Origin of the sequence: Tardiphaga sp. OK245 (assembly GCF_900108575.1) — a bacterium.
GTDB lineage: Bacteria > Pseudomonadota > Alphaproteobacteria > Rhizobiales > Xanthobacteraceae > Tardiphaga > Tardiphaga robiniae.
Map to the genome: position 1 here is coordinate 194,724 of NZ_FNWZ01000006.1, position 25,424 is coordinate 220,147.

The window sequence follows — 25,424 nt, forward strand, 5'->3', positions numbered from 1 at the left end:
AGATGTTCAACGTTTTTAACAGGTTGAGATATGGCAGACGCGCGACGCGCTCATTTGCAGGACCAGACCGACATCACCGGCGCGCGCGTCCTGATCGTCGAGGCGCGGTTCTATGACGACATTCAGGATGCGCTGCTGGAAGGCGCGATCGTCGAGCTGAAGGCAGCCGGCGTCACCCATGACGTGTTGACGGTGCCCGGCGCGCTGGAAATTCCTTCGACCATCGCGATTGCGGTCGATGCTGCCGCGAAAAGCGGCAAGCCTTATGAAGCGGCAATCGCGCTCGGCTGCGTGGTACGTGGCGAGACGTTCCATTTTGAGATCGTCTCGATGGAGTCGTCGCGCGGGCTGATGGATCTGTCCGTCGATCTGCGGCTGCCCCTCGGCAACGGGATCATCACGGTGGATACCGACGAGCAGGCCTGGGCGCGCGCGCGCGCCGGCGAATTGAACAAGGGCGGCGATGCGGCCCGTGCGGCACTGTCCGTGCTGCGCATCAAGCGCCGTCTGGCGAAGGCTTGAGCCGATGTCTGAGAAGAAAACGGCTGACAAGAAATCGTCCGACAAGAAAGCCGACCTCAAGAAGCCGGTCCCCAAGGGTGATCGCAAGGCTAACCGGCGCGGCGCCGCGCGTCTCGCCGCCGTGCAGGCGCTATATCAGATGGATGTCGGCGGCGCGGGCATCAACGACGTCTTCGCCGAGTTCGAGAGCTTCTGGCTCGGCAGCGAGATCGAGGGCGACCAGTATCTCCCGGCCGAGGAGGCGTTCTTCCGCGACATCGTGTCCGGCGTGGTGCGCGACCAGAACAAGCTCGATCCGCTGATCGACGACGCGCTCTCCAGGGGCTGGCCGCTGCAGCGGATCGAGGCGATCCTGCGCGCGGTGATGCGCGCCGGCGCCTATGAGCTGGAACACCGCAAGGACATTCCCGGCCGCGTCGTGGTGTCAGAATATGTCGACGTCGCGCATGCCTTCGTCGAAGGCGACGAGACCGGCATGGTGAATGCGGTGCTCGACCAGATTGCCCGGCAATTTCGCGCGGAAGAGTTTTCGCGCGCGGGACACTGATCATGTCAGCCGGGTCCAACGCATCCGGCGAAGACACCCTGATCGCGCGCTACTTCAAGCCGCTTGCGACTGATCCCGGCGCGTTCGGGCTGACCGACGACGCCGCGGTGCTCAAGGCTGACGGCGAGGATATCGTCGTCAACACCGATGCCATCGTCGAAGGCGTGCACTTTCTTCCCGATGATCCCCCGGACACCATCGCGCGCAAGGCGCTGCGGGTGAACCTGTCAGACCTCGCCGCCAAGGGCGCGCTGCCGGTCGGCTTTGTGCTGACGCTGGCGCTGCGGACACATGATGAGGCGTGGCTGGCGGAGTTCGCGCGGGGTCTCGGCGAAGACATCGCAACATTCGGCTGCGTATTGCTCGGCGGCGATACGGTCTCGACGCCGGGGCCGCTGATGGTCTCAGTCACCGCCTTCGGACGCGTTCCGGTGGGCAAGATGGTCCGCCGCCACGGCGCGGCGGTGGGGGACCGCGTGGTCGTGAGTGGCACGATCGGCGATGCCGCGCTTGGCCTTGCGGCGCTGAAAGGCGGCGCGGTCGCGACGGCGCTGGCCGGTGACAGTGACGCGCATGACGCGCTCGTGGCACGCTATCGCGTGCCGCTGCCACGCAATGCGCTGGCATCGGCGGTGCGCGATTTCGCGACGGCGTCGATGGATGTCTCCGACGGATTGGCCGGCGATCTCGCCAAGCTCTGTGCGGTGTCGGGCGTCTCTGCCGTCATCGATGCATCGGCTATTCCGCTGTCGGATCCGGCGGCAGCACTGCTGGACCGCGGTGTGATCGGTCTCGAAACGGTCGTTGCCGGCGGCGACGACTACGAAGTCCTCTGCACCATACCTGAGAATCGCACGACCGGTTTCGTGCAGGCCGCGCACCAGGCGGGCGTGCGGGTCGCGGTCATCGGGACGATTGTTGCAGGTGCGTCATCGCCGCGCTTCGTCGATCCGGCGGGCAGGGACATCGTGTTGAAGCGCCTGTCCTACAGCCACTTCTGACTAGCCTCACTGTTCCGGCAAGCGCGGACCTAACATCTCCCCGCATCTTGCGCGGGGAGAGGTCGCCGCGTCTTCGCGGCGGGTGAGGGGCGGGGAAGGATGCGTACATCCGGCACGTCGTCTCAGTTCGCGATCCGTTGGATCTGGATGGTGAGGGGCCGCTGCCATGCCCTCACCCGAAACCCGCGCTTTGCGCGGCTTTCGACCTCTCCCCGCGCAAGATGCGGGGAGAGGTTAAGAGCCCCTCCAAAAATCCTGCATTAGCCCATTGGCAGCGTTGCACGGCGATACCGATTTTGCCATGCTCATCAAACGAGAGGCCGTCCTCACGTGCTGGGCAGGCCTCCTTTTTATGCGCCAACTAACAAGGCGCCGGGCAGGAAGGACTGAGGCAGATTCCATGACAGCATTGTGGGTGATCGTGCTCTGCGGGGCACTGTCGATCGTGTACGCGATCTGGGCGACGAGTTCTGTGTTGAAGGCCGATGCGGGTAACGCACGGATGCAGGAAATAGCAGAGGCTGTGCGGGAGGGCGCACAGGCCTATCTGAAGCGACAATATCTCACCATCGGCATCGTCGGCGTCGTGATCTTCGCGCTGCTGGCTTACTTCCTCGGCATGCTCGTGGCCTTCGGCTTCTTGATCGGTGCCGTGCTGTCGGGCGCAGCCGGCTTCATCGGCATGAACGTCTCGGTGCGCGCCAATGTCCGCACTGCGCAGGCGGCGACGATCTCGCTGGCCGGCGGCCTCGAACTCGCCTTCAAGGCTGGTGCCATCACCGGCATGCTGGTGGCGGGTCTGGCGCTGCTCGGTGTCACCATCTACTTCGCTTATCTCACGCACGCCCTGGGCCTCGCTGCCAACAGCCGCACCGTGATCGATGCGCTGGTGGCGCTCGGCTTCGGCGCGTCGCTGATCTCGATCTTCGCGCGTCTCGGCGGCGGCATCTTCACCAAGGGCGCTGACGTCGGCGGCGATCTCGTCGGCAAGGTTGAAGCCGGCATTCCCGAAGACGATCCACGCAACCCGGCAACGATCGCCGACAACGTCGGCGACAATGTCGGCGACTGCGCCGGCATGGCCGCCGACTTGTTCGAGACCTATGCGGTGACCGCGGTCGCCACCATGGTTCTGGCCGCGATCTTCTTCGCGAGTTCGCCATTGCTGGTCAACATGATGACGTTGCCGCTCGCCATTGGCGGCATCTGCATCCTGACCTCGATTGCCGGCACGTTCTTCGTCAAGCTCGGTGCCAGCCAGTCGATCATGGGTGCGCTGTACAAGGGCTTGATCGCCACCGGTGTGTTATCACTGTTCGGCGTTGCCGCCGTGATCTACTGGCTGATCGGTTTCGGTCCGCTGGCAGGCGTGAAGTATACGGGTCTGGCGCTGTTCGAATGCGGCGTCGCCGGCCTCGTTGTCACGGCGCTGATCATCGTGATCACCGAATACTACACCGGCACCGACTATCGGCCGGTGAAGTCCATCGCGCAGTCGTCGGTCACCGGCCACGGCACCAATGTGATCCAGGGTCTCGCGATCTCGATGGAGTCGACAGCGGGTCCTGCGATCGTCATCATCGCCGGCATTCTCGTCACCTACAGCCTCGCGGGCCTGTTCGGTATCGCGATTGCCACCACGACGATGCTGGCGCTGGCCGGCATGATCGTGGCGCTCGACGCCTTCGGTCCTGTCACCGACAATGCCGGCGGCATTGCCGAAATGGCCGGATTGCCGAAGGAGGTCCGCAAGGCCACCGACGCGCTCGACGCGGTGGGCAACACCACCAAGGCGGTCACCAAGGGCTATGCCATTGGCTCGGCTGGCCTCGGCGCACTGGTGCTGTTCGCGGCTTACAATGAAGACCTCAAATTCTTCATCGCCAATGCCGCGAAGTATCCGTACTTCAAGGATGTGCTGCCGGACTTCTCGCTGAACAATCCCTATGTGGTGGTCGGCCTGCTGTTCGGCGGTCTGCTGCCATACCTGTTCGGTGCGATGGGCATGACGGCCGTGGGCCGTGCGGCCAGCGCCATCGTCGAGGAAGTGCGTCGTCAGTTCCGCGAGAAGCCGGGCATCATGCAGGGCACCGACAAGCCGGATTACGGCCGCGCGGTGGATCTGCTGACCAAGGCCGCGATCAAGGAAATGATCATCCCGTCGCTGCTTCCGGTGCTGTCGCCCATCGTGGTGTACTTCATCATCTACGCCATTGCGGGGGGCGGCGCAGTCGGCAAGTCGGCGGCATTCTCGGCGGTCGGCGCCATGCTGCTCGGCGTGATCGTCACGGGTCTGTTCGTGGCGATCTCCATGACCTCAGGCGGCGGCGCCTGGGACAATGCCAAGAAGTATATCGAGGACGGCCACTTCGGCGGCAAGGGCTCCGATGCCCATAAGGCCGCGGTGACCGGCGACACCGTCGGCGATCCCTACAAGGACACGGCGGGCCCCGCGGTGAACCCGATGATCAAGATCACCAACATCGTGGCGCTGTTGTTGCTGGCGATCCTGGCGCACTAGACGGCCGAGAGCACGAATGCAAAAATCCCGCGGCGCAAGCCGCGGGATTTTTCGTTGTTCGTTTGATCAGGTAGGACCACATGCAGCCGTTGCCCCATGGTCGGGTTCGTTTTCGTCACAGTCTCGTAGCCATCGGACTGTTTGTGGCCTGCAGCGCACCGGCCTTGGCCGCCGAGCAATGCCCGGTCTCCGAGGCTGCGATCTCGAAAGCCGGCGGTCTCCACCAGGCGATCATCGCCGCGATGAAGACCGAGTTCAGCTGCGAAGGCGCATACCGGATTCTCGAACTCTGCCAGCTTGGTTCGTCCGGTGATAATGCATTCTCCAGCATCGTGCTGTCGAAATGTGAACCGCGCTTTCTCCCCAAGGCGCTCCCCGCGACCAAGGCCGCCTATGAAAAGGCGCGTGCGAAATGCGACAAGATCGCAGAGAAGAACGAGGGCTCGATGTATCAGAGCCAGGCCGCGATCTGCATTGCGCGCTCCGGGCGGGATTTCGCGCGGAAATACGGGACGAAGAGCTAGGGGTCCTGTCGGCCACGGCGCGTTAGCGTAGACGACACAGAAAAGCCCCGCGATGTGATCGCGGGGCTTTTTGTTGAGTTGGTCGGGCTTACGCCGCCTTGCTCTGCTTGCCGTCCTGGATGGCGCGCCAGATGCGCTCGGAGGTCAGCGGCATGTCGATATGCGTGACGCCGTAGTCACTGAGCGCATCGACCACCGCATTGACGATGGTGCAGAGCGAGCCGGCGCAGCCGGCTTCGCCGCAGCCTTTGGTACCCAGCGGGTTGGTCGTCGCCGGCGAGGGATGATCGCCGACCAGCATCAGCGGAATGTCGCCGGCGCGGGGCATCGCATAGTCCATGAAAGAGCCGGTGATCGGCTGGCCCGACGCGTCGTAGCTGACTTTTTCCATCAGCGCCTGGCCGATGCCCTGAGCCACGCCGCCATGCAACTGGCCGGCGACGATCATCGGATTGACGATGGTGCCGAAGTCGTTGACCGCCGCGTAATTGACGATGGTCAGCACACCGGTGTCGGGATCGATCTCGACTTCGGCGACATGACAGCCGTTCGGGAACGTCGAGGGCACGTCCGATGAGGTGTGGTCGACATCGAGCGAGGAGGGCACGCCGTCCGGCATCTTGCCCTCGCGCACACGCTGCGACAGTTCCATGATGTCGATGGACCGGTCGGTGCCGGCAATCGTAAAGCGGCCGGCCTTGAACTCGATATCGGCTTCCGATGCTTCCATCAGATGCGCCGCGGCAGCCTTGCCCTTGGCGATGACGAGATCGGAGGCCTCGACAATGGCCTGGCCCGATGCGGTGATCGAACGCGAGCCGCCGGTGCCGTTGCCCATGCGGACGAGATCGCTGTCGTTCTGCTCGAGCCGGATGGCATCGAACGGCACGCCGAGCTGCGCCGATAGCACCTGCGCGAAGGGGGTAGCGTGGCCCTGGCCATAATCCAGTGTGCCGGTGGTCAGCGTCACGGTGCCGTCTTCGCCGAAGGTCAGTTTGCCGAGTTCGCCGGATGGGGGCGCGGTGACTTCGAGATAGGAGCCGACGGCGATGCCGCGGAGCTTGCCGTTCTTGCGGCTATCTTTCTTGCGCCTGGCGAAGCCGGCGTGGTCGGAGATCTCCAGCGCCTTGTCGAACACGCCCTGGAAATTGCCGCTGTCATAGGTGACGCCGGACGCGGCCGCGAAGGGCAGCTGCGACGGCTTGATGAAGTTGCGCTTGCGCAGCGTGAAGCGATCGATGCCCATCTCGTCGGCAGCGCGGTCGATCAGCCTCTCCATGAAGTAGTTGGCTTCGGGGCGCCCGGCGCCGCGATAGGCGCCCATCAGCGTGGTGTTGGTGAGCACGCATTTGATGTCCACCGACAGCAGCGGCGTCTTGTAGACGCTGGCGAGGTTCTTGCCGGTGTTGAGCGACAGCGGGCTCGGCGACACGCCGGTGATATAGGCGCCGAGATTGCCGTAGCCTTTCAGGCGCACCGCGAGGAACTTGCCGTCCTTGTCGAGGGCGAGTTCGGCATGGATATCCTGGGCGCGGCCGTGGCTGTCGGACAGGAAGCTGGAGGAGCGCTCGTCGAGCCACTTCACCGGCTTGCCCAGTTCCTTCGCCGCATGCAGCAGGCAGATATATTCGGGATAGCTGATGTTCTTCATGCCGAACGATCCGCCGACATTGCCGGTGAGGATGCGGACCTTGTCGGGCGCGACGTTGAGCTGCTTCGCCAGCGTATTGCGATTGCCGGCGACGCCCTGGGTCGGCACCTGGATCACGTAGCGGCCGCCGGATTTTTCGTAAGTGGCGAGCGCGCAGCGCGGCTCCATCGACACCACCGCGACACGGGTGTTCTCGATGTCGAGTTTGGTGACATGCGCGGCGGATGCAAAGGCGGCCTCGACGGCGGCCGTGTCGCCATAGTGATAGTTTAGCGCGACATTGTTCGGGATGTGGTCGTAGAGAACAGGCGCGCCGGGCTTCGTCGCGGCTTCGCAATCGGTGACGGCGGGCAGGGCGTCGATGTCGAGCACGACGGCTTCGGCGGCGTCGCGCGCCTGCGCGACTGTTTCAGCCACCACGAAGGCGACGGGGTCGCCGACATAGCGCACCTTGTCGGTCATCAAAGCATGGCGATTGGTCTGGAACAGCGGGGTGCCGTCCTGGCTCTTGAGCGGCAGGCCGCAGGTGAAGGGGCCGTAATTGGCGGCTTCGAGATCCCGTCCGGTCCAGACGCCGCGCACGCCGGGCATGGCCTTGGCAGCCTCGGTATCGATGCCGCGGATCACGCCATGGGCATGGGGACTGCGGACAATCCAGGCATAGAGCTGGCCGGGCAGGTTGATGTCGTCGGTATATTTGCCCTTGCCGCGGACGAGGGTGTCGTCCTCCTTGCGGCGGACAGGCTGGCCGACCCCGTATTTCTGCATGGCGATGGCGTTGTCGACGGGCGAGCCGGTAAAATCTTGCATGATGAATCCATCAAATGTGGATGATTCCAGGATTTGGCGCGGGGGCGCGCCCCTGTAGGTCCCTGAGATAAGGCAGCGTGACCTGTACGACAACGGACGATTGGGCATGGGGGTGCGCCAAGGTTGCGCTGATCCTGTGCCCTGCTAAACTTTCCGTGAAAGATATTTCCAAGAAGGTTTCCACGCCGGCCGGAACGGTCGCGGAAAGACAGATTGAATGGATGATGACACGCGGCTTCGCGGCGGCCATGGGCCGGGCGAGGGTGTGCAGGGATTGGTTGCGGCATTGGCCGACGGCGGGCGCGAAGCCGCATGCGCCAACACCTATGCCGCGCTCGATCTCGGAACCAATAATTGCCGTCTCCTGATCGCCTGTCCCACGGGCGACAGTTTTCGCGTGGTCGATTCGTTTTCACGGATCATCCGGCTGGGCGAGGGCGTCTCGACATCCGGCGTGATCAGCGACGCCGCGATTGCCCGGGCGATTTCGGCGCTCAGCATCTGCCGTGACAAGATCCGCGCGCGGGACGCACAGCGGCTGCGGCTGATCGCAACCGAGGCCTGCCGCGCGGCCTCGAATTCGGACGCGTTTCTCGACCAGGTGGCGCGCGAAACCGGCATCACGCTGGAGATCATCGATCGCGAGACCGAAGCGGCGCTGGCTGTGATTGGCTGCTCGCCGCTGATCGATCCGCAGGGCCGCGGTGCCATCCTGTTCGATATCGGCGGCGGCTCGTCGGAACTGGTGCGCATCGAGCGTGATCCCACGGATCCCAAGGGCAAACCGCTGATCAAGGCGTGGATGTCGATCCCGCTCGGCGTGGTGACGCTGGCCGAGAAATTCGGCGGCAAGCACGTGACCCGGGACAGCTACACGCAGATGATTGCGGAGGTCGCCCGGCACGTGGCGCCGTTCGCCGCCGAACATGCCGGCGATCTCGACGGCATGCATATGCTGGGCACCTCGGGCACAGTGACCACGCTGGCCGGCGTCTATCAGGGGCTGGCGCGCTACGATCGCCGCCGCATCGACGGCATCTGGCTCAGCAATGCCGAGCTCGACGAGACCATCTCCAGGCTGCTCGACATGACCTATGCGGAACGCGCCGCCAATCAATGCATCGGCCCGGACCGTGCCGATCTGGTGCTGTGCGGCTGTGCCATTCTGGACGCCATCCGCAATGCGTTCCCGCTGCCGCGGCTGCGTGTGGCGGATCGGGGGCTGCGCGAGGGCATGCTGGTGGAAATGATGCGCGAGGATGGCGCGATCCGTGCCTCCTGAGCCTGATTTTCCCGATTCAGGGCGAATATTCGGGTTTCCCGCCATGCCGTGCTAAGGGAAACGCGAATAGCTGAAAGCAAGCACGAGACCATGGCCAAAGACACCACCGGACGCCTGCGGATCCAGGTCAAGAGCGCCGGCAGAATGAAACTGTCGTCGAAGCTCTGGCTCGACCGCCAGCTCAATGACCCCTATGTGCAGCAGGCCAAGAAGGACGGCCTGCGGTCGCGCGCGGCCTACAAGATCATCGAAATCGACGATAAGTACCGCTTCTTGAAGCCCGGCCTGTCCGTGGTCGATCTCGGCGCTGCGCCTGGCGGCTGGAGCCAGATCGCGGCGCGGCGCGTCGGCTCGGCCGAGGGCAAGGGGCAAGTGGTGGCCATCGATCTCCTGGAAATGCCGGAGATCGTCGGCGTGACCTTCGCCCAGATGGACTTTCTCGACAATGATGCGCCCGACAGATTGAAGGCGATGATGGGCGGTCTCGCCGACGTGGTGATGTCCGACATGGCGGCAAACACCACCGGCCATCGCAAGACCGATCAGCTGCGCATCGTTGGCCTCGTCGAGGATGCTGCGGCCTTCGCCGCCGACGTGCTCAAGCCCGGCGGGACTTTCGTTGCGAAGGTGTTCCAAAGCGGCGCGGATGCCACGCTGATGACGCAGCTGAAGCGCGACTTCGCGACGGTGAAACATGTGAAACCGGCCGCGAGCCGCAAGGACTCGTCGGAGCGCTATGTGCTGGCGATGGGGTTTCGCGGCGTGGCAGGTGATCACCGGCTCGGTGAGCACGACAACTAGGTCGTGAACGCATACGCGACTCTAAGTCCGATTTGGTAGAGCGCTCGATCTCACTTGTGTGATGGCAACACCGGAGATGGCGAGCAGCGCCCCGACAATCAACGTTGGAGTGATATGCTCGTCAAGGAACAGCACGCTTGAAATCAGGGCAAAGACCGGAAGAAGCAAACCGAATGGCGCCACGCGGCCCATGGTGCAGCGAGCGATGAGCCAGAACCAAAGGCCAAATCCAACAATTCCTCCGATGAAAACGGTGTAGGCGAGCGCGAGCCAACCACGTTCATCCGCCGTGACGAGGGACGTCAATTGTCCATCTTCAAGGACAAACGACATCAGCATCACCTGCGGCACCGTGAAGAGAGAGGACCACCCCGTCAACATCAAGGGGTCAAAGGGTCCGTGCCGCTTCGTTAAGACGTTGGCGACCGCGAAGGCGAGTGCTGCCCCGACCACCAGCAGAATCGGAATAGCGTTTGCAGACAGACCAGGCCCCGCTGCAAGCACGACCACGCCGAGAAATGCCAGCAACACCCCACTAGACGTTATGAGAGACGGTCTCTCCGCGAGCAGCGGCCAAGCCAAGAGGATGGTGAAGGGCGTGGCGAGTTGATATGCGACGGCCGTAATACTTCCGGAGCCGAGCCCGAGGCCGACATAGAAGAGGCCGAAGTTCAGCCCACCAAGAAAGACCGAGATAGCGGCGACAGGGCTGAGCTCCTGACGTGCAGGCTTTTTGACGAGCGGAACGAGCAGCAATGCCATAGCCAGAAAGCGCAGGCCAAGGAAGAAGAGTGGCGGAAATTCCACAATGCCCACCTTGATGACCACGAACTGATAACCCCAAAGCAAGGGCACCATCACCGCGCAGACAATCTGGATGAGCGACATGACACTTTCCATTCAAGACTGTTCAGTCCAGATATAGGTGCGTTCAACTAGCAGCGCCTTGACGCGTTACCTGCTGAAGCGTTCGAGAAGAGCGTCAACGGTGGCTTGCGATGTGCTTCGTGTCGGACGCGTTTTACCTACGACACGCAGCCCCTCGACGAAGCAGACCAGCAGTCGCGCCGCGCTTGCAGGCTCGACACCATGAGCCAACTCGCCTGCGGCCTTCGCGCGCAACAGCGCATTGGCTACTTTGGTCTCCATAGCTTTGAAAAAGCCGCCGATACGGCGATCGACTTCCGGGTCGCGGCCACCCAACTCCATGGCTGTCGCGACCAGCAGGCATCCGCGGCGACCATTGGCGCCACTCGTCCGATCGACGTAACCCGCAAGGTAGGCCCGTAGGCCAGCTACTGGCGTGCCACGCGGGTCGAGTTCGATGTCCATCCGTAGCAGGGCGTCGCCAATGTAGCGATCGAGCGCACGCAGGAAGAGTCCGCGCTTGTCACCGAAGGCGGCGTAGAGACTGCCACGCGAGAGGTTCGTCGCTTGAAGAAGGTCCGGAAGCGCCGTGGCATGATAGCCGCGCGACCAGAACACGTTCATGGCGCGCTCGATAGCAGCTTCCGTGTCGAAGCCTCGGGGGCGGCCGCGCGGCAACCGCACAGGGGGATGATGTTTCATTAGTGATATATGGACCGATTGGTCATTAATTGCAAATGACAGCTTAAGGTGATGGGCGCGGGGAGTTTATGACAGGGCGCGCTTTGGGCGATCTGTCGGCTCTCGTCATCTTACGGGTCGGATGATTTACTTCGCGCTCTCGCATTTCGGCGACAGCATCGGCACGTTCGGCCATGACCAGTTTCGCCAGGATCCATCACGCTCGACGCAGGCCGGCGGTGTTTTAGCGGCAGCCGGATCGGTCTGTTCTTTGGCGTCCTGCGCGGTCACCTGCTCAACGGGCGCAGATTTCGGCGGAAATCGCCTGTTCACATAGTCGAACGACATGACGCCAGCGATGATCGTGAGGACGATCGTGGCGAGACCTATGGCCCATTGCGAGCGCGTCACAACTCACCCCAGCTTCTGATCCCTTGCATCTGCGGTGCCTTCGCTGGCCGCCTTGACTGCGGCTTTTGCCTCGCCCTTGCGGCTGGCGATATCGATTACCTTGCGGCCGGAGATTTCGTGGCCGGCGTCGTCCGGCATCTGCCAGAAGAACCAGGCCGAGGCTGCCGAGATCACGGACACCACGAGGAAGGCCGGTGCAAAATCGGCGGCCGACAATTCGGTCATGCCGCGCATCAGCATGGTGGATTCCACAGAGAATGCACCGATCGCGACGCCGGCGGAGATCGACAGCTGCTGGTTGACGCTGACCAGCGTGGTGGCGCGGCTCATCTGTGCCGTCTCCACCTCGGCATAGGCAACCGTGTTGATCGCGGTGAATTCGAGCGAGCGGAAGAAGCCGCCGACCACCAGGATAATCAGGATCAGCATCAGCGGCGTGGTCACCGTGAACAGCGCACAGGCGGCGAGGAATACCGAACTCACCACGGCGTTGACGGTCATCACATTGCGGAAGCCGAAGGCGCGGATAATGCGCGCCGCAAGCGTCTTCATGCCCATGGCGCCCACCGCCGAGCCGAAGGTCACCATGCCCGACTGGAACGGCGACAGGCCGAAGCCGACCTGCATCAATAGCGGCAGCAGGAACGGCAACGCGCCGATGCCGAGCCTGAACAGGAAGCCGCCGATGATGGCGGCGCGCAATGTCACCAGCCGCATCAGCGAGAAGTCCAGCACGGGGGACGCCGTGCGCCGGGCGTGGATCACGTAGAGGGTCATGGACACCGTGCCGATGCCGACCAGTGCGGCGACGATCGGCCATGGCAGCAGATTGAGGCCCGCGACCGAGAGGCCGAAGGCAATGCCGGCGAGGCCGACGCCGGCCAGCACCAGACCCAGCAGATCGAAGCGCTCCGGATCCTCCGAGCGGATCGGATCGATGAAGCGCAACGCAAGATAGATGCCGAGGCAGCCGATCGGGATATTGATCAGGAAGATCCAGTGCCACGAGAAGTAGGTGGTGATGAAACCGCCCAGCGGCGGTCCGATCACCGGGCCGATCAGCGCCGGCACCGTCATCCACGCCATGGCACTGACGAGCGCGCTTTTGTCGATGGAGCGCAGCAGCACGAGGCGTCCCACCGGCGTCATCATGGCGCCGCCGAGGCCCTGGATGATACGGGCGATGACGAAATGCGTGACCGATTGCGACAACGCGCAGCCGATCGAGCCGACCATGAACACGCCGATGGCGATCGAGAACACCGCGCGTGCGCCGAACCGGTCGGCGGTCCAGCCGGAGGCCGGAATGAACACCGCGAGCGAGAGCAGGTAGGAGGTGATCGCCAGCTTCAGCGTCAGCGGACTGGTGCCGATATCGGCGGCAATCGCCGGCAGCGAGGTCGCGATCACCGTGGAGTCCATGTTCTCCATGAACAAGGCGGAGGCGACGATGAGCGGGATCAGGCGTTCTTTATTCATGAAATTATTGATGATTCTTACGAGTGCCCAAGCTGCGGGCGCTTTAACATCCTGCCGGGGCGTGGGCTATTGCGAGAGGCCGAATACCTCCTAAATCATCCGTGACTGCGCCCGCCCGGCTGAAGGCCGAAAACGCCTAAAATCCCTGTGCATGGCAGCCAAACGCTTTGATTTCGCGCAGCAGCATGCTATCGACCACCGCCAATCCTACTTATGGGTTCAGATTCGACGACGGTGTCCTGCGCCGCCGTCGAATTGGTGCATCCAGAGGTTTCTACCGCGATCCCGAGGTCGCCGCATGGAGTTGGCAATGGCAGTCGTTCAGAAGATCCGCGAAGCGTACACGTTCGATGACGTTCTGCTGAAGCCCGGCCTGTCGGACATCCTGCCTTCCGACGCCGATATCCGCTCCCACGCCACCCGTGCCATTCCGCTCAATATTCCGATCATCGCCTCGGCGATGGATACCGTCACCGAGGCCCGCATGGCGATTGCCATGGCGCAGGCCGGCGGCCTCGGCGTGATCCACCGCAACTTCGATCCGGAAGGCCAGGCTGCCCAGGTGCGCCAGGTCAAGAAGTACGAGTCCGGCATGGTGGTAAATCCGCTCACCATCGGCCCCGATGCCAAGCTGGCCGAAGCGCTGGCGCTGATGAGCGAGCACGGCTTCTCCGGCATTCCCGTCGTCACCGGTGCGAGCAAGGACGTCCCCGGCAAGCTGGTCGGCATTCTCACCAACCGCGACGTGCGCTTCGCCAGCAATCCGAACCAGAAAATTTCCGAACTGATGACGCACGAGAATCTCGTGACCGTGCGCGAAGGCGTCAGCCAGGACGAAGCCAAGCGCATGCTGCACAAGCATCGCATCGAGAAGCTGCTCGTCGTCGACGATCAGTATCGCTGTGTCGGCCTGATCACCGTGAAGGACATGGACAAGGCCGTCGCGCATCCCCTTGCCAGCAAGGACGCGCAGGGACGTCTGCGTGTAGCTGCCGCAACCACCGTGGGCGAGGGCGGTTTCGAGCGCACCGAACGTCTGATCGATGCGGGCGTCGATGTGGTCGTCGTTGACACCGCGCATGGTCATTCGATGCGCGTGCTGGAAGCCGTGACGCGCATCAAGAAGATTTCGAACTCCGTGCAGGTGATCGCCGGCAACATCGCCACCACCGAAGGCGCGCAGGCGCTGATCGATGCGGGCGCCGATGCGATCAAGGTCGGTATTGGCCCGGGCTCGATCTGCACCACGCGCATCGTCGCCGGCGTCGGCGTGCCGCAGCTCACCGCGATCATGGATGCGGTGGAAGCCGCGAAGAAGCACAACATTCCGATCATTGCCGACGGCGGCATTAAATTCTCGGGCGATCTCGCCAAGGCGCTCGCTGCCGGCGCCGACATCGCCATGGTCGGCTCGCTGCTTGCGGGCACCGACGAGACCCCCGGCGAAGTGTTCCTGTGGCAGGGCCGTTCCTACAAGGCCTATCGCGGCATGGGTTCGGTGGGCGCCATGGCCCGCGGTTCGGCGGATCGCTACTTCCAGCAGGACATCAAGGACACGCTGAAACTGGTGCCGGAAGGCATCGAGGGCCAGGTGCCCTATAAGGGCCCGGTGGCCAATGTGATGCATCAGCTCGCCGGTGGCCTGCGCGCCGCCATGGGCTATGTCGGTGCCAAGACGCTGACCGAATTCCACGACAAGGCGGAATTCGTCCGCATCACCAGCGCCGGACTGCGCGAAAGTCACGTGCATGACGTGACGATTACCCGCGAAAGCCCGAACTATCCGGGCGGAGCTTAACTATACCGGGCACTATTGCGGTGCCGCATAGGCATCGCCGCCTAAATTGAGCCCCACAGATCGGCGAAAACGCGCTATTGTTCGCGCGTCACGTGCGCTGTCGGCTATGGATGTCCCGTTATGGATTTCCAGGGCCGGACGAACCCGGCCGCGGAGCTTGGCTCCGTGTCGCGTTGTGATGCTCATTTTCGACAATGACCTCGTCACGCGTCGAAGTAACACCCGCAGAAAAGAACGTTGGATACTATGGCCATTGAATGGACGGACGAACGCATTGCGGCTCTCGACACCGCGCAACTGAAAAACCTGCGTGAGAACGCCACACGCCGCGAGGTCACGGCGCTGGTCGAGCTTTGCACCACCGAGCTCGCCAAGCGTAATGCCGACAAGCCGCGCAGGATCGGCCAGCCGCGCAGCGAGGCCAAGCAGTTCGAGCATGACATGTCGGCGGAGCTCGCCACGGTCGGCAAGGCGATGGCCGAGAAATACGATCTCTCTGAAGCGACCGCCAAGGCGAAGTCCGAAGGCGTGAAGGGCTTCAAGGCGCACAAGCTGCTCGGCTCCGATGGCCATGCCAAGCTCGGCGGCATGCAGCGCGACGGCTCGGTCGCAGTAGATCGCTACATCTCCTATCGTCGCGGCACCGATATCGCGTCGCTCAGCGTGTTCCTGCTCAAGGACCAGCCGATCGAGGCGCATGAATTTCAGGTCATCGCGCCGCTGACGATGCTCGACGGCGGCAAGCCCGTGGCTGAAATCCGTCCGACGGCAACGCCGGCGCAGAAGCAGTCGGCCGATGGCGGTCTGTCCTTCAAGGATCTCGACAGCGCAGCTGCAGCATTCGACAAGGTGCTGGCGAAGATCACTGCCTGATATTTGCCGGTTTACGTTTTGAATGCGGCGCGCGATCATCGCGCGCCGCATTTTTTTGCGATCAAGAAAGAGAAACGGAGAAGTCCCATGTCAGCAGCCAAACGCGTCGTTCTCGCATCGCGCCCGCACGGTGAGCCCGGCCCATCGAATTTCCGTATCGAGGATTATGCGGTGCCGACGCCGGGTGAGGGCGAAGTGCTGCTGCGCACGATCTGGCTGTCGCTCGATCCCTATATGCGCGGCCGCATGAATGACGGTCCCTCCTACGCGGCACCTGTGCCGGTGGATGGCGTGATGGAAGGCGGCACGGTTTGCGAGGTGGTCGCCTCGAACAATCCGGGCTTTGTGAAGGGCGATATCGTGCTGGCCCATGCCGGCTGGCAGACCCATGCGATCTCCGACGGCAAAGGCCTGCGCAAACTCGATCCGAAGCTGGCACCGATCTCGACGGCCGTCGGCATTCTTGGGATGCCGGGCATGACCGCCTATACCGGCCTGCTTGCCATTGGAAATCCGCAGGCCGGCGAAACTGTGGTCGTTGCCGCGGCGTCAGGTGCCGTGGGCTCTGCAGTTGGCCAGATCGCGAAGATCAAGGGCGCGCGTGCCATCGGCATCGCGGGCGGTGCCGACAAGTGCCGCTATGTGAAGGAGGAGCTCGGCTTCGACGAATGCCTCGATCATCGCGATCCGGATTTTCCGGCGAAGCTGAAGGCTGCATGCCCGGGCGGCATCGATGTGTATTTCGAGAATGTCGGCGGCGCGGTGTTCGAGGCAGTGTTTCCGCTGCTGAATTTCTTCGCACGCATTCCGGTATGCGGGCTGATCGCGCAATATAACGACACTACGTCGGAAGCACCGAAATGGGCCGGCGCGATGATGCGCAATGTCCTCACCAAGCGTCTCAACATTCGCGGCTTCATCGTGCGCGACTTCGCCTCGATGCATGGCGACTTCCTGCGCGACATGTCGCAATGGGTGCGCGAGGGCAAGGTGAAGTACAAGGAGCATGTCACCGAAGGTCTCGACAACGCGCCGACGGCGTTCATGGGGCTGCTGAAGGGCGCGAATTTCGGCAAGCAGCTCGTGCGCGTCGGCGCCGACAAAGCGTAAGGCGAATACGCCTTCAGGCTGTCATCACTGCTGGCGCACCGTGCCGTCCGCATTGATGACGGTGAACAGATCGATGTCGGTCTGGCCCGGCGCGCGGCGGTGGCGAACTTCAAAGCCGTCGGGCTGGAAACTGTATTCCACGAGCCCGACTTCCTTGAGCCGATCGTCTCCTGCTTGTCCTCGGGACGAATGATGAAACTGCTCGATGGCGCCCAGACATGCCTGACGCCGCGCCATATGTAGTCGCGCCGCTGGTGCACATGACCACAGGCGACGAGCCGCAGATCGACAGGGTCAAGCAGATCGATGAGACGACGGCGCGCCGGCATCGGGACATAGCGGATCGACGTCGCGGCCAGTTCCGGATCGTCCGGGGCATTCAGAAATAGCGGTTTGTGGATGAACAGCGCCAGCGGTCGTCCGTTCAGGCCCGCCAGTTGCGAGGCGAGCCAGTCGAACTGCTCCTCTTCGCAGGCGAGCCCGCTATTCATGATCAACGAGTTCAGACCGATGAAACACCAGCCAGCCGCGTTGAAGCGCCAGTGATCGTGTCCAAAGACCGACACGAATGCCTGCCGGTTCTGCTCGGAAATCAGCTGGCTTGGCGGCGGGGCGACCAGAGTCGGGTTGTCGCCGATGTCGTGATTGCCCGGCAGATAGCGGCAGGCGACGGGAAGGGCGTCATGCTGTGACCTGGCGAAGGCGAGGTCATCGGGATGGCCCGGGCCATCGAAGGCAAGGTCGCCACTATTGATGACGAGGTCAGGCTTTGCCGCGTCGATGAACGCGCAGACGCGCTGGAAATTTGCGACGAATTGCGGAAAGCCCGCGCTAAGATGCGTATCGGTGATCTGGATCAGGCGGAATTCGGACATGGCTGGAACTCCTCTGGCGGGGAGTGTAGCCATCTCGGATGTCAGTCAGATGGCTCGGGCGACCGAAAGGTTAGATCACGCGATATCTGATCGCATAGCCGTCGTTGGCGCGGGCCGTCTTGCCTGCACGGGCTGAGGCGCTCACTTGATCGACCAGATGCCACGGGCTGAATTCGGTGGAGTGGCTCGGGCTTGCGGCCAGACGCAGTTTGAAGATCAGCGGTGCTTCGCCGGGCACATTCACGATCATCACACGCTGCGCGGTGCGAAATTTCAGCGGCACCGTACCCCTGAGAATGCTCTCGCCCTTGTTCGTGAAAGTCGGGCCTTCGCTGATGGCGGCGAGGGCCTGGTTGCGGTCGGTATGCAATTCGATCTGCGTGGCTTCCGCGATGATCTTCGCCGCGACCGCGTCGGGCAGGCGGATTTCGAATTCGACAGCGGGCCTAGTCGGATTGATGCCGAGATAGCCTAGTGCCGTGTGGCGCATATCGGTGGCGGCGAAGACCAGCAGGCCCAGCACGGCCAGCGCCGCGACGCCGTGGTGGACCACGTCATGGACCGAGCGATACCGGGCTCGGAAATAGAGATTCAGCAGGATGGCCACCGCGAGCGCTGCGGCGGCGCCAGCCAGGGTGGACATCATGAGGCCGGCCCAGCTGTCCGGGTCGCCGGGCGTCAGCACCGCAAAGAGGGTATCGAGATAGGCCATGGCAGGGCTCACGGGCAGCTCTTGAGGCTGGCGCGCCGCCGGGCAGCGCCTGCAAATGGGTGTCGAGGGCGGCCCAGCCGGTTCAATGGAACCCGTGATGGAGCCGGCATGGAACTCATATGGAACTCTTGGGCCGGTTAATCGTCATGTTCCAAGGGGCGGGTCTGTAGCGCGAGCGGGGTGCCGCGCGGCTCTGAATCCCCGGGCTGAGGAAATTTCAATGTCGATTCAATGGGTTTTGTTGCCGGTCTTTGTGCTGGTGGCGATTACGCTGGGCATGTTCTTCTGGACCGGCCGGCGCGGCGGCCTGCTGAGCCGCAAGGATACCAGCGACCTGCCGAATACCGCTCCGCAGCTCGACCTGCTGTTCTATGCGCTGATCGCCATCGGCCTGCCGCTCCGCAAGATCGATCTGGTGCTGGTCTGCCTGTCCTGGATCTTCGTCATCGCCCGCTTCGTGGGCGCCGGGTTCATTGCCAATAGCCGGGGATCGCAGGCCTGGCTCGCCAGCGCGCTTGTGTTGTTGGCGATGTGGTTCTACTTCGCGCTACGGATGCTTCTTCTGATCTGATCGGGGGCGGTGTCGCGCCTCTCTCCGTCGAAAGATTGCCATGACTCCCGCCGCCCGCCTCTCCGCCGCGATCGAAGTGATCGAGGCTATCGACACCCAGCGTGTCCCCGCCGCCAAGGCGCTGAAGGAATGGGGCACCGCGCACCGCTTCGCCGGCTCCGGCGATCGGGCCGGGATTTCCGGGCTGGTCTGGGATGTGCTGCGGCGGCGCGCCTCCAGCGCCTGGATCATGGACGACGACACGTCGCGGGCGCGGCTGCTCGGCATGCTCAAGGCCGAGCGCAGGATGGATGTCGATACGATTGCCGCGCTCTGTGACGGCAGCGGTTTTGCGCCGGAGCCGCTGTCTGACGCGGAGCGTTCGGCTCTGGCGTCGCGCACGGTGGCGGATGCACCGGCGCATATCGCCGGCGATTATCCGGAATGGCTCGATGGCCAGCTGGCCGATGTATTTGGCGACGATCGCGTGGCGGAAGCCACCGCCATGGCCAGCCGTGCGCCGCTGGACCTGCGCGTCAACACGCTGAAGGCCAAGCGCGACAAGGTGCTGGGCTCGCTGCGCCATCTCGGCGCCACCGAGACGCCGTGGTCGCCTTTGGGGCTGCGCATCGAGCTCGGTGCCGATGCGCGCAATCCCGGCATCCATGCCGAGGAGGATTTCATCAAGGGCGGCATCGAGGTGCAGGACGAGGGCTCGCAGCTCGCGGCCCTGCTGTCCGGCGCCAAGCCCGGCGAGCAGGTCATCGATCTCTGCGCCGGCGCCGGCGGCAAGACGCTGGCGCTGGCGGCGATGATGCAGGGCAAGGGCCGGCTGATCGCCACCGATGCCGACAAGCGCCAGCTCGCGCCTATCCACGAGCGGCTGTCGCGTGCCGGTATCCACAATGCCGATATCCGCACCCCGAAGGGCCCGGACGACACGCTCAGCGACATCCACAACTCCGCGGACCTCGTGCTGATCGACGCGCCATGCACCGGCACCGGCACCTGGCGTCGCAATCCCGACGCCAAATGGCGGATGCGGCCGGGCGCCCTCGAAGTCCGGATCAAGGACCAGGCCGAGGTCCTGGACCGCGCCGTCGCGCTAGTGAAGCCGGGCGGCCGGATCGCCTATGTGACCTGTTCGGTACTTCCGCAGGAAAACCGCGACCAGATCCGCGCCTTTACCGCCCGCCAGCCGGAGTTTTCGGTGGTGCCGCCGGCGCAGGTGATGTCGGTGCTGTGGGACAAGGCCGAGGATTTCGCCGCCGCGACGTATCAGAGCCCGGAAGGCCTGCTGATGACCCCGCGCCGGACCGGAACGGACGGGTTTTTCGTGTCGGTGATGAAGCGCCAGCCGGTAGGCTGAGACCCCTCCGCCGTCATTGCGAGCGCAGCGAAGCAATCCAGAAGGCCACAAGCGAAGACTGGATTGCTTCGTCGCAAGGGCTCCTCGCAATGACGGGGATAGGCCGGTGCAGGGCTGCCATGACAGCCTTTTCAGCCTTGCGACCCCGCCGTGAGTCGCGTAATTCCTCGCTATGACAGCCCCCAGCAAAACCTCCGTTTCGCCCGCCGATCCGTCACCCCATGTGGCCGCGGCGCATGACAAGATTCTGATCGTCGATTTCGGCTCTCAGGTGACGCAGCTGATCGCGCGGCGCGTCCGCGAGGAGGGCGTCTATTCGGAAATCGTGCCGTTCAACAAGGCGGAGGCTGCCTTCGCCGAAATGAAGCCGAAGGCCGTGATCCTATCCGGCGGTCCTGCCTCGGTGCTCGACGACAACGCGCCCGCGGCGCCACTGTCGATCCTCACCGCAGGCGTGCCGGTGCTGGGCATCTGCTACGGCGAACAGACCATGGCGCAGCAGCTCGGCGGCACCGTCGAAGCCGGCCATCACCGCGAATTCGGCCGCGCCGCTATCGAGATCACCGACACCTGCGCGTTGTTCGACGGGGTGTGGGAAGTGGGTGGCAAATACGATGTCTGGATGAGCCATGGCGACCGCGTCACCAAAATGCCCGACGGTTTTCGCGCGGTCGCGAAAGCGCCGGGCTCGCCAATCTCGATCATCGCCGACGATGTCAGAAAATTCTACGCGATGCAGTTTCATCCCGAAGTGGCGCACACGCCCGATGGCGCGAAACTGATCCGCAACTTTGTGCGCAACATCGCCGGCTTCACCGGCGACTGGACCATGCGCGCGTTCCGCGAGGAAGCCATCGAGAAGATCCGCGCCCAGGTCGGCAAGGGCAAGGTGATCTGCGGCCTGTCCGGCGGCGTCGATAGTGCGGTGGCCGCTGTGCTGATCCACGAAGCGATCGGCGACCAGCTCACTTGCGTGTTCGTCGATCACGGCATGCTGCGCAAGGACGAGGCCAAGACCGTCGTCGACCTGTTCCGGCACCACTACAACATCCCACTGGTGCATGTGGATGCGTCGAAGACGTTCCTCGGCGAGCTCGAAGGCGTCACCGATCCCGAAGTGAAGCGCAAGACCATCGGCCGTCTGTTCATCGACGTGTTCGACACTGAGGCCAAGAAGATCGGCGGCGCGGATTTCCTGGCGCAGGGCACGCTGTATCCCGACGTGATCGAGAGCGTGTCCTTCACCGGCGGACCTTCAGTGACCATCAAGTCGCATCACAATGTCGGCGGCCTTCCGGCGCGCATGAACATGAAGCTGGTCGAGCCACTGCGCGAACTGTTCAAGGACGAGGTGCGCGATCTCGGCCGCGAACTCGGCCTGCCGGACATCTTTGTCGGCCGTCATCCATTCCCGGGCCCGGGCCTCGCGATCCGCTGCCCCGGCGAGATCACGCGCGAGAAGCTCGACATCCTCCGCGAAGCCGACGCCGTCTATATCGACCAGATCCGCAAGGCCGATCTCTACGACACCATCTGGCAGGCCTTCGCTGTCCTATTGCCGGTGAAGACCGTCGGCGTCATGGGCGACGGCCGCACCTATGAATACGTCGTCGGCCTGCGCGCCGTGACCTCCACCGACGGCATGACCGCCGACTTCTACGCCTTCGACATGAAATTCCTCGGCGAGACCGCAACGCGGATCATCAACGAGGTGAAGGGCGTGAATCGGGTGGTGTATGATATCACCAGCAAGCCGCCGGGGACGATCGAGTGGGAATAGGGGGAATTTCCAACATAAGTTGCTGAGTAGGGATACTGAATGGGGCAAGCGAAGATTCGAAGGGAGGCCCTCAGACTGGAGCTCCTCAGCAAATGTAGCGAATGGGATTTCCCTGCCTCAGCTTGGGAAGCGGATCTCTGTAGTGAGTTGCGGGAGCAAGATGTTCTATTAGTTCCCAGAGCCTCAGCTGAACAATTGGCGTGGGCTCGTATGCCTGCCAATCAGTGTCACGCCAACGCGCGTTGGTACGAGAAGAATGATCCAACTGGAAATGCGCGAGCAGTCGTTGGTTGGTGGGTGCAATGGCCCAACTTCGTATTGCACTCGATCATAGAAACCAAAGGCCAATTGATCTGCATTACTCCCTCGTCGATCAAGGAAATGAAGATTCCTTTTATCCGTGACCCTAAGATCAGTTGGGTAGAAGATGGCGACGTCTACTCGGCCATCAGAAATGACCACGTGATTGGGCACGGCGTCAGAATGTTTCCCGCATATACAGCGGCGCAAACTGCAGTTTTTCGCGATAGGTTGTTGGCGGGCATTGATCCATTCATCGCTACCTACTTCACAGATCAAGAACTAGAAGATTTGAAGGAACGATATATTACAGCGCGAGAACAATAGCGTAATGTATTTGCGAAAACAGGAATTGCCGGGGTCCGCATGCAAAGCAAGATTCTACGCGACCGAGGCGCAGTTGCTGTTTTTGTTGTTGGTTTCGCGATCGTGATGCTCCCGGCGGTTATTGCGAGCATCATTATCTATCGAGAAGGTTTCGGCACGAATGGGGCTGCTTGGGTTCAAGCCGCTGGGTCAATTGCCGCCATAGTCGGTGCCGTTTTGCTCTTCCGAAGCGAGACTGCTCGACGACGACGTGAGCGGCGAGCACTAGGCGAAGAAACGGCATGGGCCGTTAGGTTTGCATTGACGAACGCTCAGCTTGAGGCCCGCATGATCGCGGCAGAGCTATTTGACAAGGACGCTACACCCGAAGAAAGCCCCAGACGCCATTGGCATCTTCGAATCCAAAATTGCCGAAACGTGTTGGATGTATTCTCCAGACGAACCGATCATATCCATCCGATACTAAATCATGTGGCGAGCAATGGAGTACTATTATTAAGCGAGTTGGATTTTGACGCTCGAAAAGCGTTGGATTCTATAGAACGTGGTGATCGTCCGTCGATTGATATTGCAGGAGATATTCTCCGTTATGAGAGCCATTTCGAACAATTAATCCAATTGTTAGATGCGAGAATGCGAGGGGTGGTACAAGCCTTGGACGAAAACGGTGACATCCTTCCCGTGAGCCGACTTGATATTTGGAAGGTCCGCTATCCTTCAAAAGCTGATTAAGAGGATAGGCGAGAAAATTGAGGAATAGCATAGCGTATTTCGCCGCGCTGTTGGGCGTCTCCGCGCTCTTTGAACGGCGCCCATACGCCGTCAGGCCCACCCCAATCTTCGCGACTTTGTGGCCTTCAAATATTCGGTCGCGCGCTGCTCGAAGACGTTAGCGCGCGACCGGGTCTCGGCGTCGATCACACGTTCGTAGATCGATCACTGCTCCTTCTTGAAAAAATCCTGGAAGATGAGCTGGCCCCAGGTGCGGCCGCGTGCGTGCACCAGCGCGCCACCTTCGTTGAGCTTTCCCAGCTTGACGGGTGCGAAGCCGAGTTGCTTGGCCAGGGCCGCCACGGGAGCGATCGCGTCCTCGTCGTCAGCAGACAGAAAGACGACCCGATGCCCGCTCGCGACGATCGGATCGGTAGCCAGAGTGGCTGCGCCCAGGTGATTGAAACCTTTCACGAGTTTGGCGCCGGTGAATGCCTTCGCGACGACGGCGGAGCCCGGGAGACCGTCCGGCTCATCGGGGCCCGGAAACAGGTTCATCGCGTCGATGACCGTCTTGCCGTCCCAGCTCGGCAGGATCTTCGCAACCTCGCGATGCTCGCCGAAAGGGACCGCCAGGATGATGGTGTCGGCCTCGAGCGCATCCCGCAGCGACCTGGCGACGACCGTGGGTCCGATCGCCCGGGCCTGTTGCGCCAATGCCTCGGGGGGCCGACGGCTCGCGACGGTCACGTCGATGTTTTTGCGGGCGAAGGCGTGGGCGAGGGCCTGGCCTATCTTGCCGAATCCTATAATTGCGTAGCTCATCATCTTCTCCGATTTGTTTTGATATTGATTCACGGCCTTCGAGAGCGCCGGGTTATTCGGTCCGCGGTGGCGCCCGCGTAGAGGTCCTGCGGTGAACGAGGTGCGATTTCAGATCGCCGAGAAGCCGCCGTCGACAGACAACTCCAGCCCATTCACGAAGCTTGAATCGTCTGACGCAAGAAACAGTGCGACCGCCGCAATTTCCTCAGGGCGACCCATCGTTCCCCGCGGGATCAGGGATTCGAACATCTGCTTCGCCTCCGGGGTGAGAACCTGGTCCTGCATCGGTGTGGCGATCGGTCCCGGGTGCAGCACGTTCACCCGGATATTCCTGCTCTTGAGTTCGTTGAGCCATCCGCGTGCGAATGCGTGCAGCGTCGCCTTGCTCGCCGCATACACGCTGTAACCGGGAAAACCTTTGAGCGAAGCAACTGACCCGGTCATGAAGATTGATCCGCCATCGTTGAACAGCGGCAGAGCCTTCTGAACAGTAAAGAGCGTGCCGCGCGCGTTCAGGCCGAAGGTCGCATCGAAATGCTGCTCGGTAATTTCGCCCAGTGGGACGGCTTCGCCCGTGCCGGCGCTCGCGTACAGGACGTCGATCCTGCCCTTTTCCCGCTTGACCGTATCGAACAGGCGGTCGAGGTCGTCGAGATTGGCCGCGTCGCCGCGCACGCCGGTCACATTCCGGCCAATCAGCTTGATGGCCTCGTCGAGCGCCTCCTGCCTCCGGCCCGTGATGAATACATAGGCGCCTTCTTCAACGAACCGCTTGGCGCTCGCCAGCGCCATGCCGCTCGATCCGCCCGTGATGACTGCAACCTTGCCTTCAAGCTTTCCCATGACTTTTCCTTCAGACTCCGTGTTTGGTCGTTCGGGGATGCCCCCGAGAACCTCGAGATGGGTCTGCCGGCGTCAGGCTTTGAGTGCGGAGGTGCGCACATCGGTGGTGCGAAATTGATCCGGCTGGACGAACGACCCCAGCCGCGACCATCGGTGTCCGCCGTTCGGAATTGGGTCGCGCTTGCCGGAACAGGCTATGAGAACCGCCCGTACCGCTGTTCGATGTGTTAGATACGGGCTTTGGAAGGCGCGCC

24 protein-coding genes and 1 pseudogene are annotated in these 25,424 nt (G+C 62.6%); 15 read left to right on the forward strand and 10 right to left on the reverse strand.

From position 1 onward, the window contains the following. Window positions 1-30: 30 nt before the first annotated feature. From ribH to BLW80_RS27415, 5 genes are all read left to right on the forward strand, one after another. Window positions 31-522 (forward strand): 6,7-dimethyl-8-ribityllumazine synthase, encoded by a 492-nt coding sequence (gene ribH / locus BLW80_RS27395; protein ID WP_089263855.1) that lies wholly within the window; start codon window positions 31-33, stop codon window positions 520-522. Between the two features lie 4 nt (window positions 523-526). Continuing rightward, window positions 527-1,069, forward strand: a complete 543-nt coding sequence (nusB, locus tag BLW80_RS27400; RefSeq protein ID WP_093761462.1) for a transcription antitermination factor NusB — start codon at window positions 527-529, stop codon at window positions 1,067-1,069. Between the two features lie 2 nt (window positions 1,070-1,071). Continuing rightward, complete coding sequence (gene thiL / locus BLW80_RS27405) at window positions 1,072-2,070, forward strand: thiamine-phosphate kinase (protein WP_093761464.1); 999 nt, start codon at window positions 1,072-1,074, stop codon at window positions 2,068-2,070. Window positions 2,071-2,470: 400 nt separating this feature from the next. After that, window positions 2,471-4,591 (forward strand): sodium-translocating pyrophosphatase, encoded by a 2,121-nt coding sequence (locus BLW80_RS27410; protein ID WP_093761466.1) that lies wholly within the window; start codon window positions 2,471-2,473, stop codon window positions 4,589-4,591. A gap of 80 nt (window positions 4,592-4,671) precedes the next feature. Beyond that, window positions 4,672-5,115, forward strand: coding sequence for a hypothetical protein (locus BLW80_RS27415; protein WP_244528463.1), 444 nt, complete (start codon window positions 4,672-4,674; stop codon window positions 5,113-5,115). An 88-nt stretch (window positions 5,116-5,203) separates the two neighbouring features. Here BLW80_RS27415 and BLW80_RS27420 read toward each other — a convergent pair whose 3' ends face one another. Further along, window positions 5,204-7,576 carry a xanthine dehydrogenase family protein molybdopterin-binding subunit gene (locus BLW80_RS27420; protein ID WP_093761468.1) on the reverse strand — a complete coding sequence of 791 codons (2,373 nt, stop codon included), beginning with the start codon at window positions 7,574-7,576 and terminating at the stop codon, window positions 5,204-5,206. A 217-nt stretch (window positions 7,577-7,793) separates the two neighbouring features. Here BLW80_RS27420 and BLW80_RS27425 point away from each other — a divergent pair, with 217 nt between their 5' ends. Both BLW80_RS27425 and BLW80_RS27430 read left to right on the forward strand, forming a co-directional pair. Continuing rightward, window positions 7,794-8,858 carry a Ppx/GppA phosphatase family protein gene (locus BLW80_RS27425; protein WP_093761470.1) on the forward strand — a complete coding sequence of 355 codons (1,065 nt, stop codon included), beginning with the start codon at window positions 7,794-7,796 and terminating at the stop codon, window positions 8,856-8,858. A 90-nt stretch (window positions 8,859-8,948) separates the two neighbouring features. Continuing rightward, window positions 8,949-9,659: an RlmE family RNA methyltransferase gene (locus BLW80_RS27430; protein WP_068730972.1), complete on the forward strand. Its 711-nt coding sequence runs from the start codon at window positions 8,949-8,951 to the stop codon at window positions 9,657-9,659. Window positions 9,660-9,680: 21 nt separating this feature from the next. Here the strand turns inward: BLW80_RS27430 and BLW80_RS27435 are convergent, their stop codons facing one another. From BLW80_RS27435 to BLW80_RS27450, 4 genes are all read right to left on the reverse strand, one after another. Continuing rightward, complete coding sequence (locus BLW80_RS27435) at window positions 9,681-10,547, reverse strand: DMT family transporter (RefSeq protein ID WP_093761559.1); 867 nt, start codon at window positions 10,545-10,547, stop codon at window positions 9,681-9,683. 66 nt (window positions 10,548-10,613) lie between these two features. Then, entirely contained in the window at window positions 10,614-11,150 is a 537-nt protein-coding gene (locus BLW80_RS27440; RefSeq protein WP_244528464.1) for a TetR/AcrR family transcriptional regulator, read from the reverse strand. Window positions 11,151-11,354: 204 nt separating this feature from the next. Continuing rightward, window positions 11,355-11,618: a hypothetical protein gene (locus BLW80_RS27445; RefSeq protein WP_093761472.1), complete on the reverse strand. Its 264-nt coding sequence runs from the start codon at window positions 11,616-11,618 to the stop codon at window positions 11,355-11,357. A gap of 3 nt (window positions 11,619-11,621) precedes the next feature. After that, window positions 11,622-13,097, reverse strand: a complete 1,476-nt coding sequence (locus BLW80_RS27450; RefSeq protein WP_093761474.1) for an MFS transporter — start codon at window positions 13,095-13,097, stop codon at window positions 11,622-11,624. A 310-nt stretch (window positions 13,098-13,407) separates the two neighbouring features. Here BLW80_RS27450 and guaB point away from each other — a divergent pair, with 310 nt between their 5' ends. The 3 genes from guaB to curA all read left to right on the forward strand — a co-directional run bounded on the left by guaB (window position 13,408) and on the right by curA (window position 16,878). After that, window positions 13,408-14,895 (forward strand): IMP dehydrogenase, encoded by a 1,488-nt coding sequence (gene guaB, locus BLW80_RS27455; protein ID WP_089263865.1) that lies wholly within the window; start codon window positions 13,408-13,410, stop codon window positions 14,893-14,895. 246 nt (window positions 14,896-15,141) lie between these two features. Then, the gene (locus BLW80_RS27460) at window positions 15,142-15,768 is read left to right on the forward strand and encodes a hypothetical protein (protein WP_093761476.1); all 627 of its coding nucleotides are present in this window, start codon (window positions 15,142-15,144) and stop codon (window positions 15,766-15,768) included. A gap of 87 nt (window positions 15,769-15,855) precedes the next feature. Next, window positions 15,856-16,878, forward strand: coding sequence for an NADPH-dependent curcumin/dihydrocurcumin reductase (gene curA / locus BLW80_RS27465; protein WP_093761564.1), 1,023 nt, complete (start codon window positions 15,856-15,858; stop codon window positions 16,876-16,878). A gap of 24 nt (window positions 16,879-16,902) precedes the next feature. Here curA and BLW80_RS30975 read toward each other — a convergent pair whose 3' ends face one another. From BLW80_RS30975 to BLW80_RS27475, 3 genes and pseudogenes are all read right to left on the reverse strand, one after another. Then, window positions 16,903-17,115: a hypothetical protein gene (locus BLW80_RS30975; RefSeq protein WP_349633313.1), complete on the reverse strand. Its 213-nt coding sequence runs from the start codon at window positions 17,113-17,115 to the stop codon at window positions 16,903-16,905. Window positions 17,116-17,189: 74 nt separating this feature from the next. Next, a pseudogene (locus BLW80_RS27470) lies at window positions 17,190-17,786 on the reverse strand (metallophosphoesterase family protein); the annotation flags it as partial. 37 nt (window positions 17,787-17,823) lie between these two features. Beyond that, entirely contained in the window at window positions 17,824-18,477 is a 654-nt protein-coding gene (locus BLW80_RS27475) for an acriflavin resistance protein (protein WP_244528465.1), read from the reverse strand. A gap of 208 nt (window positions 18,478-18,685) precedes the next feature. On the opposite strand from BLW80_RS27475, the gene BLW80_RS27480 reads away from it, so the two are divergent. From BLW80_RS27480 to BLW80_RS27500, 5 genes are all read left to right on the forward strand, one after another. Next, window positions 18,686-19,036, forward strand: coding sequence for a hypothetical protein (locus BLW80_RS27480; RefSeq protein ID WP_093761480.1), 351 nt, complete (start codon window positions 18,686-18,688; stop codon window positions 19,034-19,036). A 40-nt stretch (window positions 19,037-19,076) separates the two neighbouring features. Beyond that, window positions 19,077-20,384 (forward strand): RsmB/NOP family class I SAM-dependent RNA methyltransferase, encoded by a 1,308-nt coding sequence (locus tag BLW80_RS27485; protein ID WP_093761482.1) that lies wholly within the window; start codon window positions 19,077-19,079, stop codon window positions 20,382-20,384. Window positions 20,385-20,556: 172 nt separating this feature from the next. Beyond that, window positions 20,557-22,164 (forward strand): glutamine-hydrolyzing GMP synthase, encoded by a 1,608-nt coding sequence (guaA, locus tag BLW80_RS27490; RefSeq protein ID WP_093761484.1) that lies wholly within the window; start codon window positions 20,557-20,559, stop codon window positions 22,162-22,164. A 39-nt stretch (window positions 22,165-22,203) separates the two neighbouring features. Beyond that, the gene (locus BLW80_RS27495) at window positions 22,204-22,791 is read left to right on the forward strand and encodes a hypothetical protein (RefSeq protein ID WP_093761486.1); all 588 of its coding nucleotides are present in this window, start codon (window positions 22,204-22,206) and stop codon (window positions 22,789-22,791) included. A 39-nt stretch (window positions 22,792-22,830) separates the two neighbouring features. After that, window positions 22,831-23,523 (forward strand): hypothetical protein, encoded by a 693-nt coding sequence (locus BLW80_RS27500; protein ID WP_093761488.1) that lies wholly within the window; start codon window positions 22,831-22,833, stop codon window positions 23,521-23,523. A 204-nt stretch (window positions 23,524-23,727) separates the two neighbouring features. On the opposite strand, the gene BLW80_RS27505 is transcribed toward BLW80_RS27500, so the two are convergent. After that, on the reverse strand, window positions 23,728-24,327 hold the full coding sequence (locus BLW80_RS27505) for an NADPH-dependent F420 reductase (RefSeq protein ID WP_170849824.1): 600 nt from the start codon (window positions 24,325-24,327) through the stop codon (window positions 23,728-23,730). Between the two features lie 108 nt (window positions 24,328-24,435). After that, entirely contained in the window at window positions 24,436-25,170 is a 735-nt protein-coding gene (locus BLW80_RS27510) for an SDR family NAD(P)-dependent oxidoreductase (RefSeq protein WP_093761492.1), read from the reverse strand. Between the last annotated feature and the right edge of the window lie 254 nt (window positions 25,171-25,424).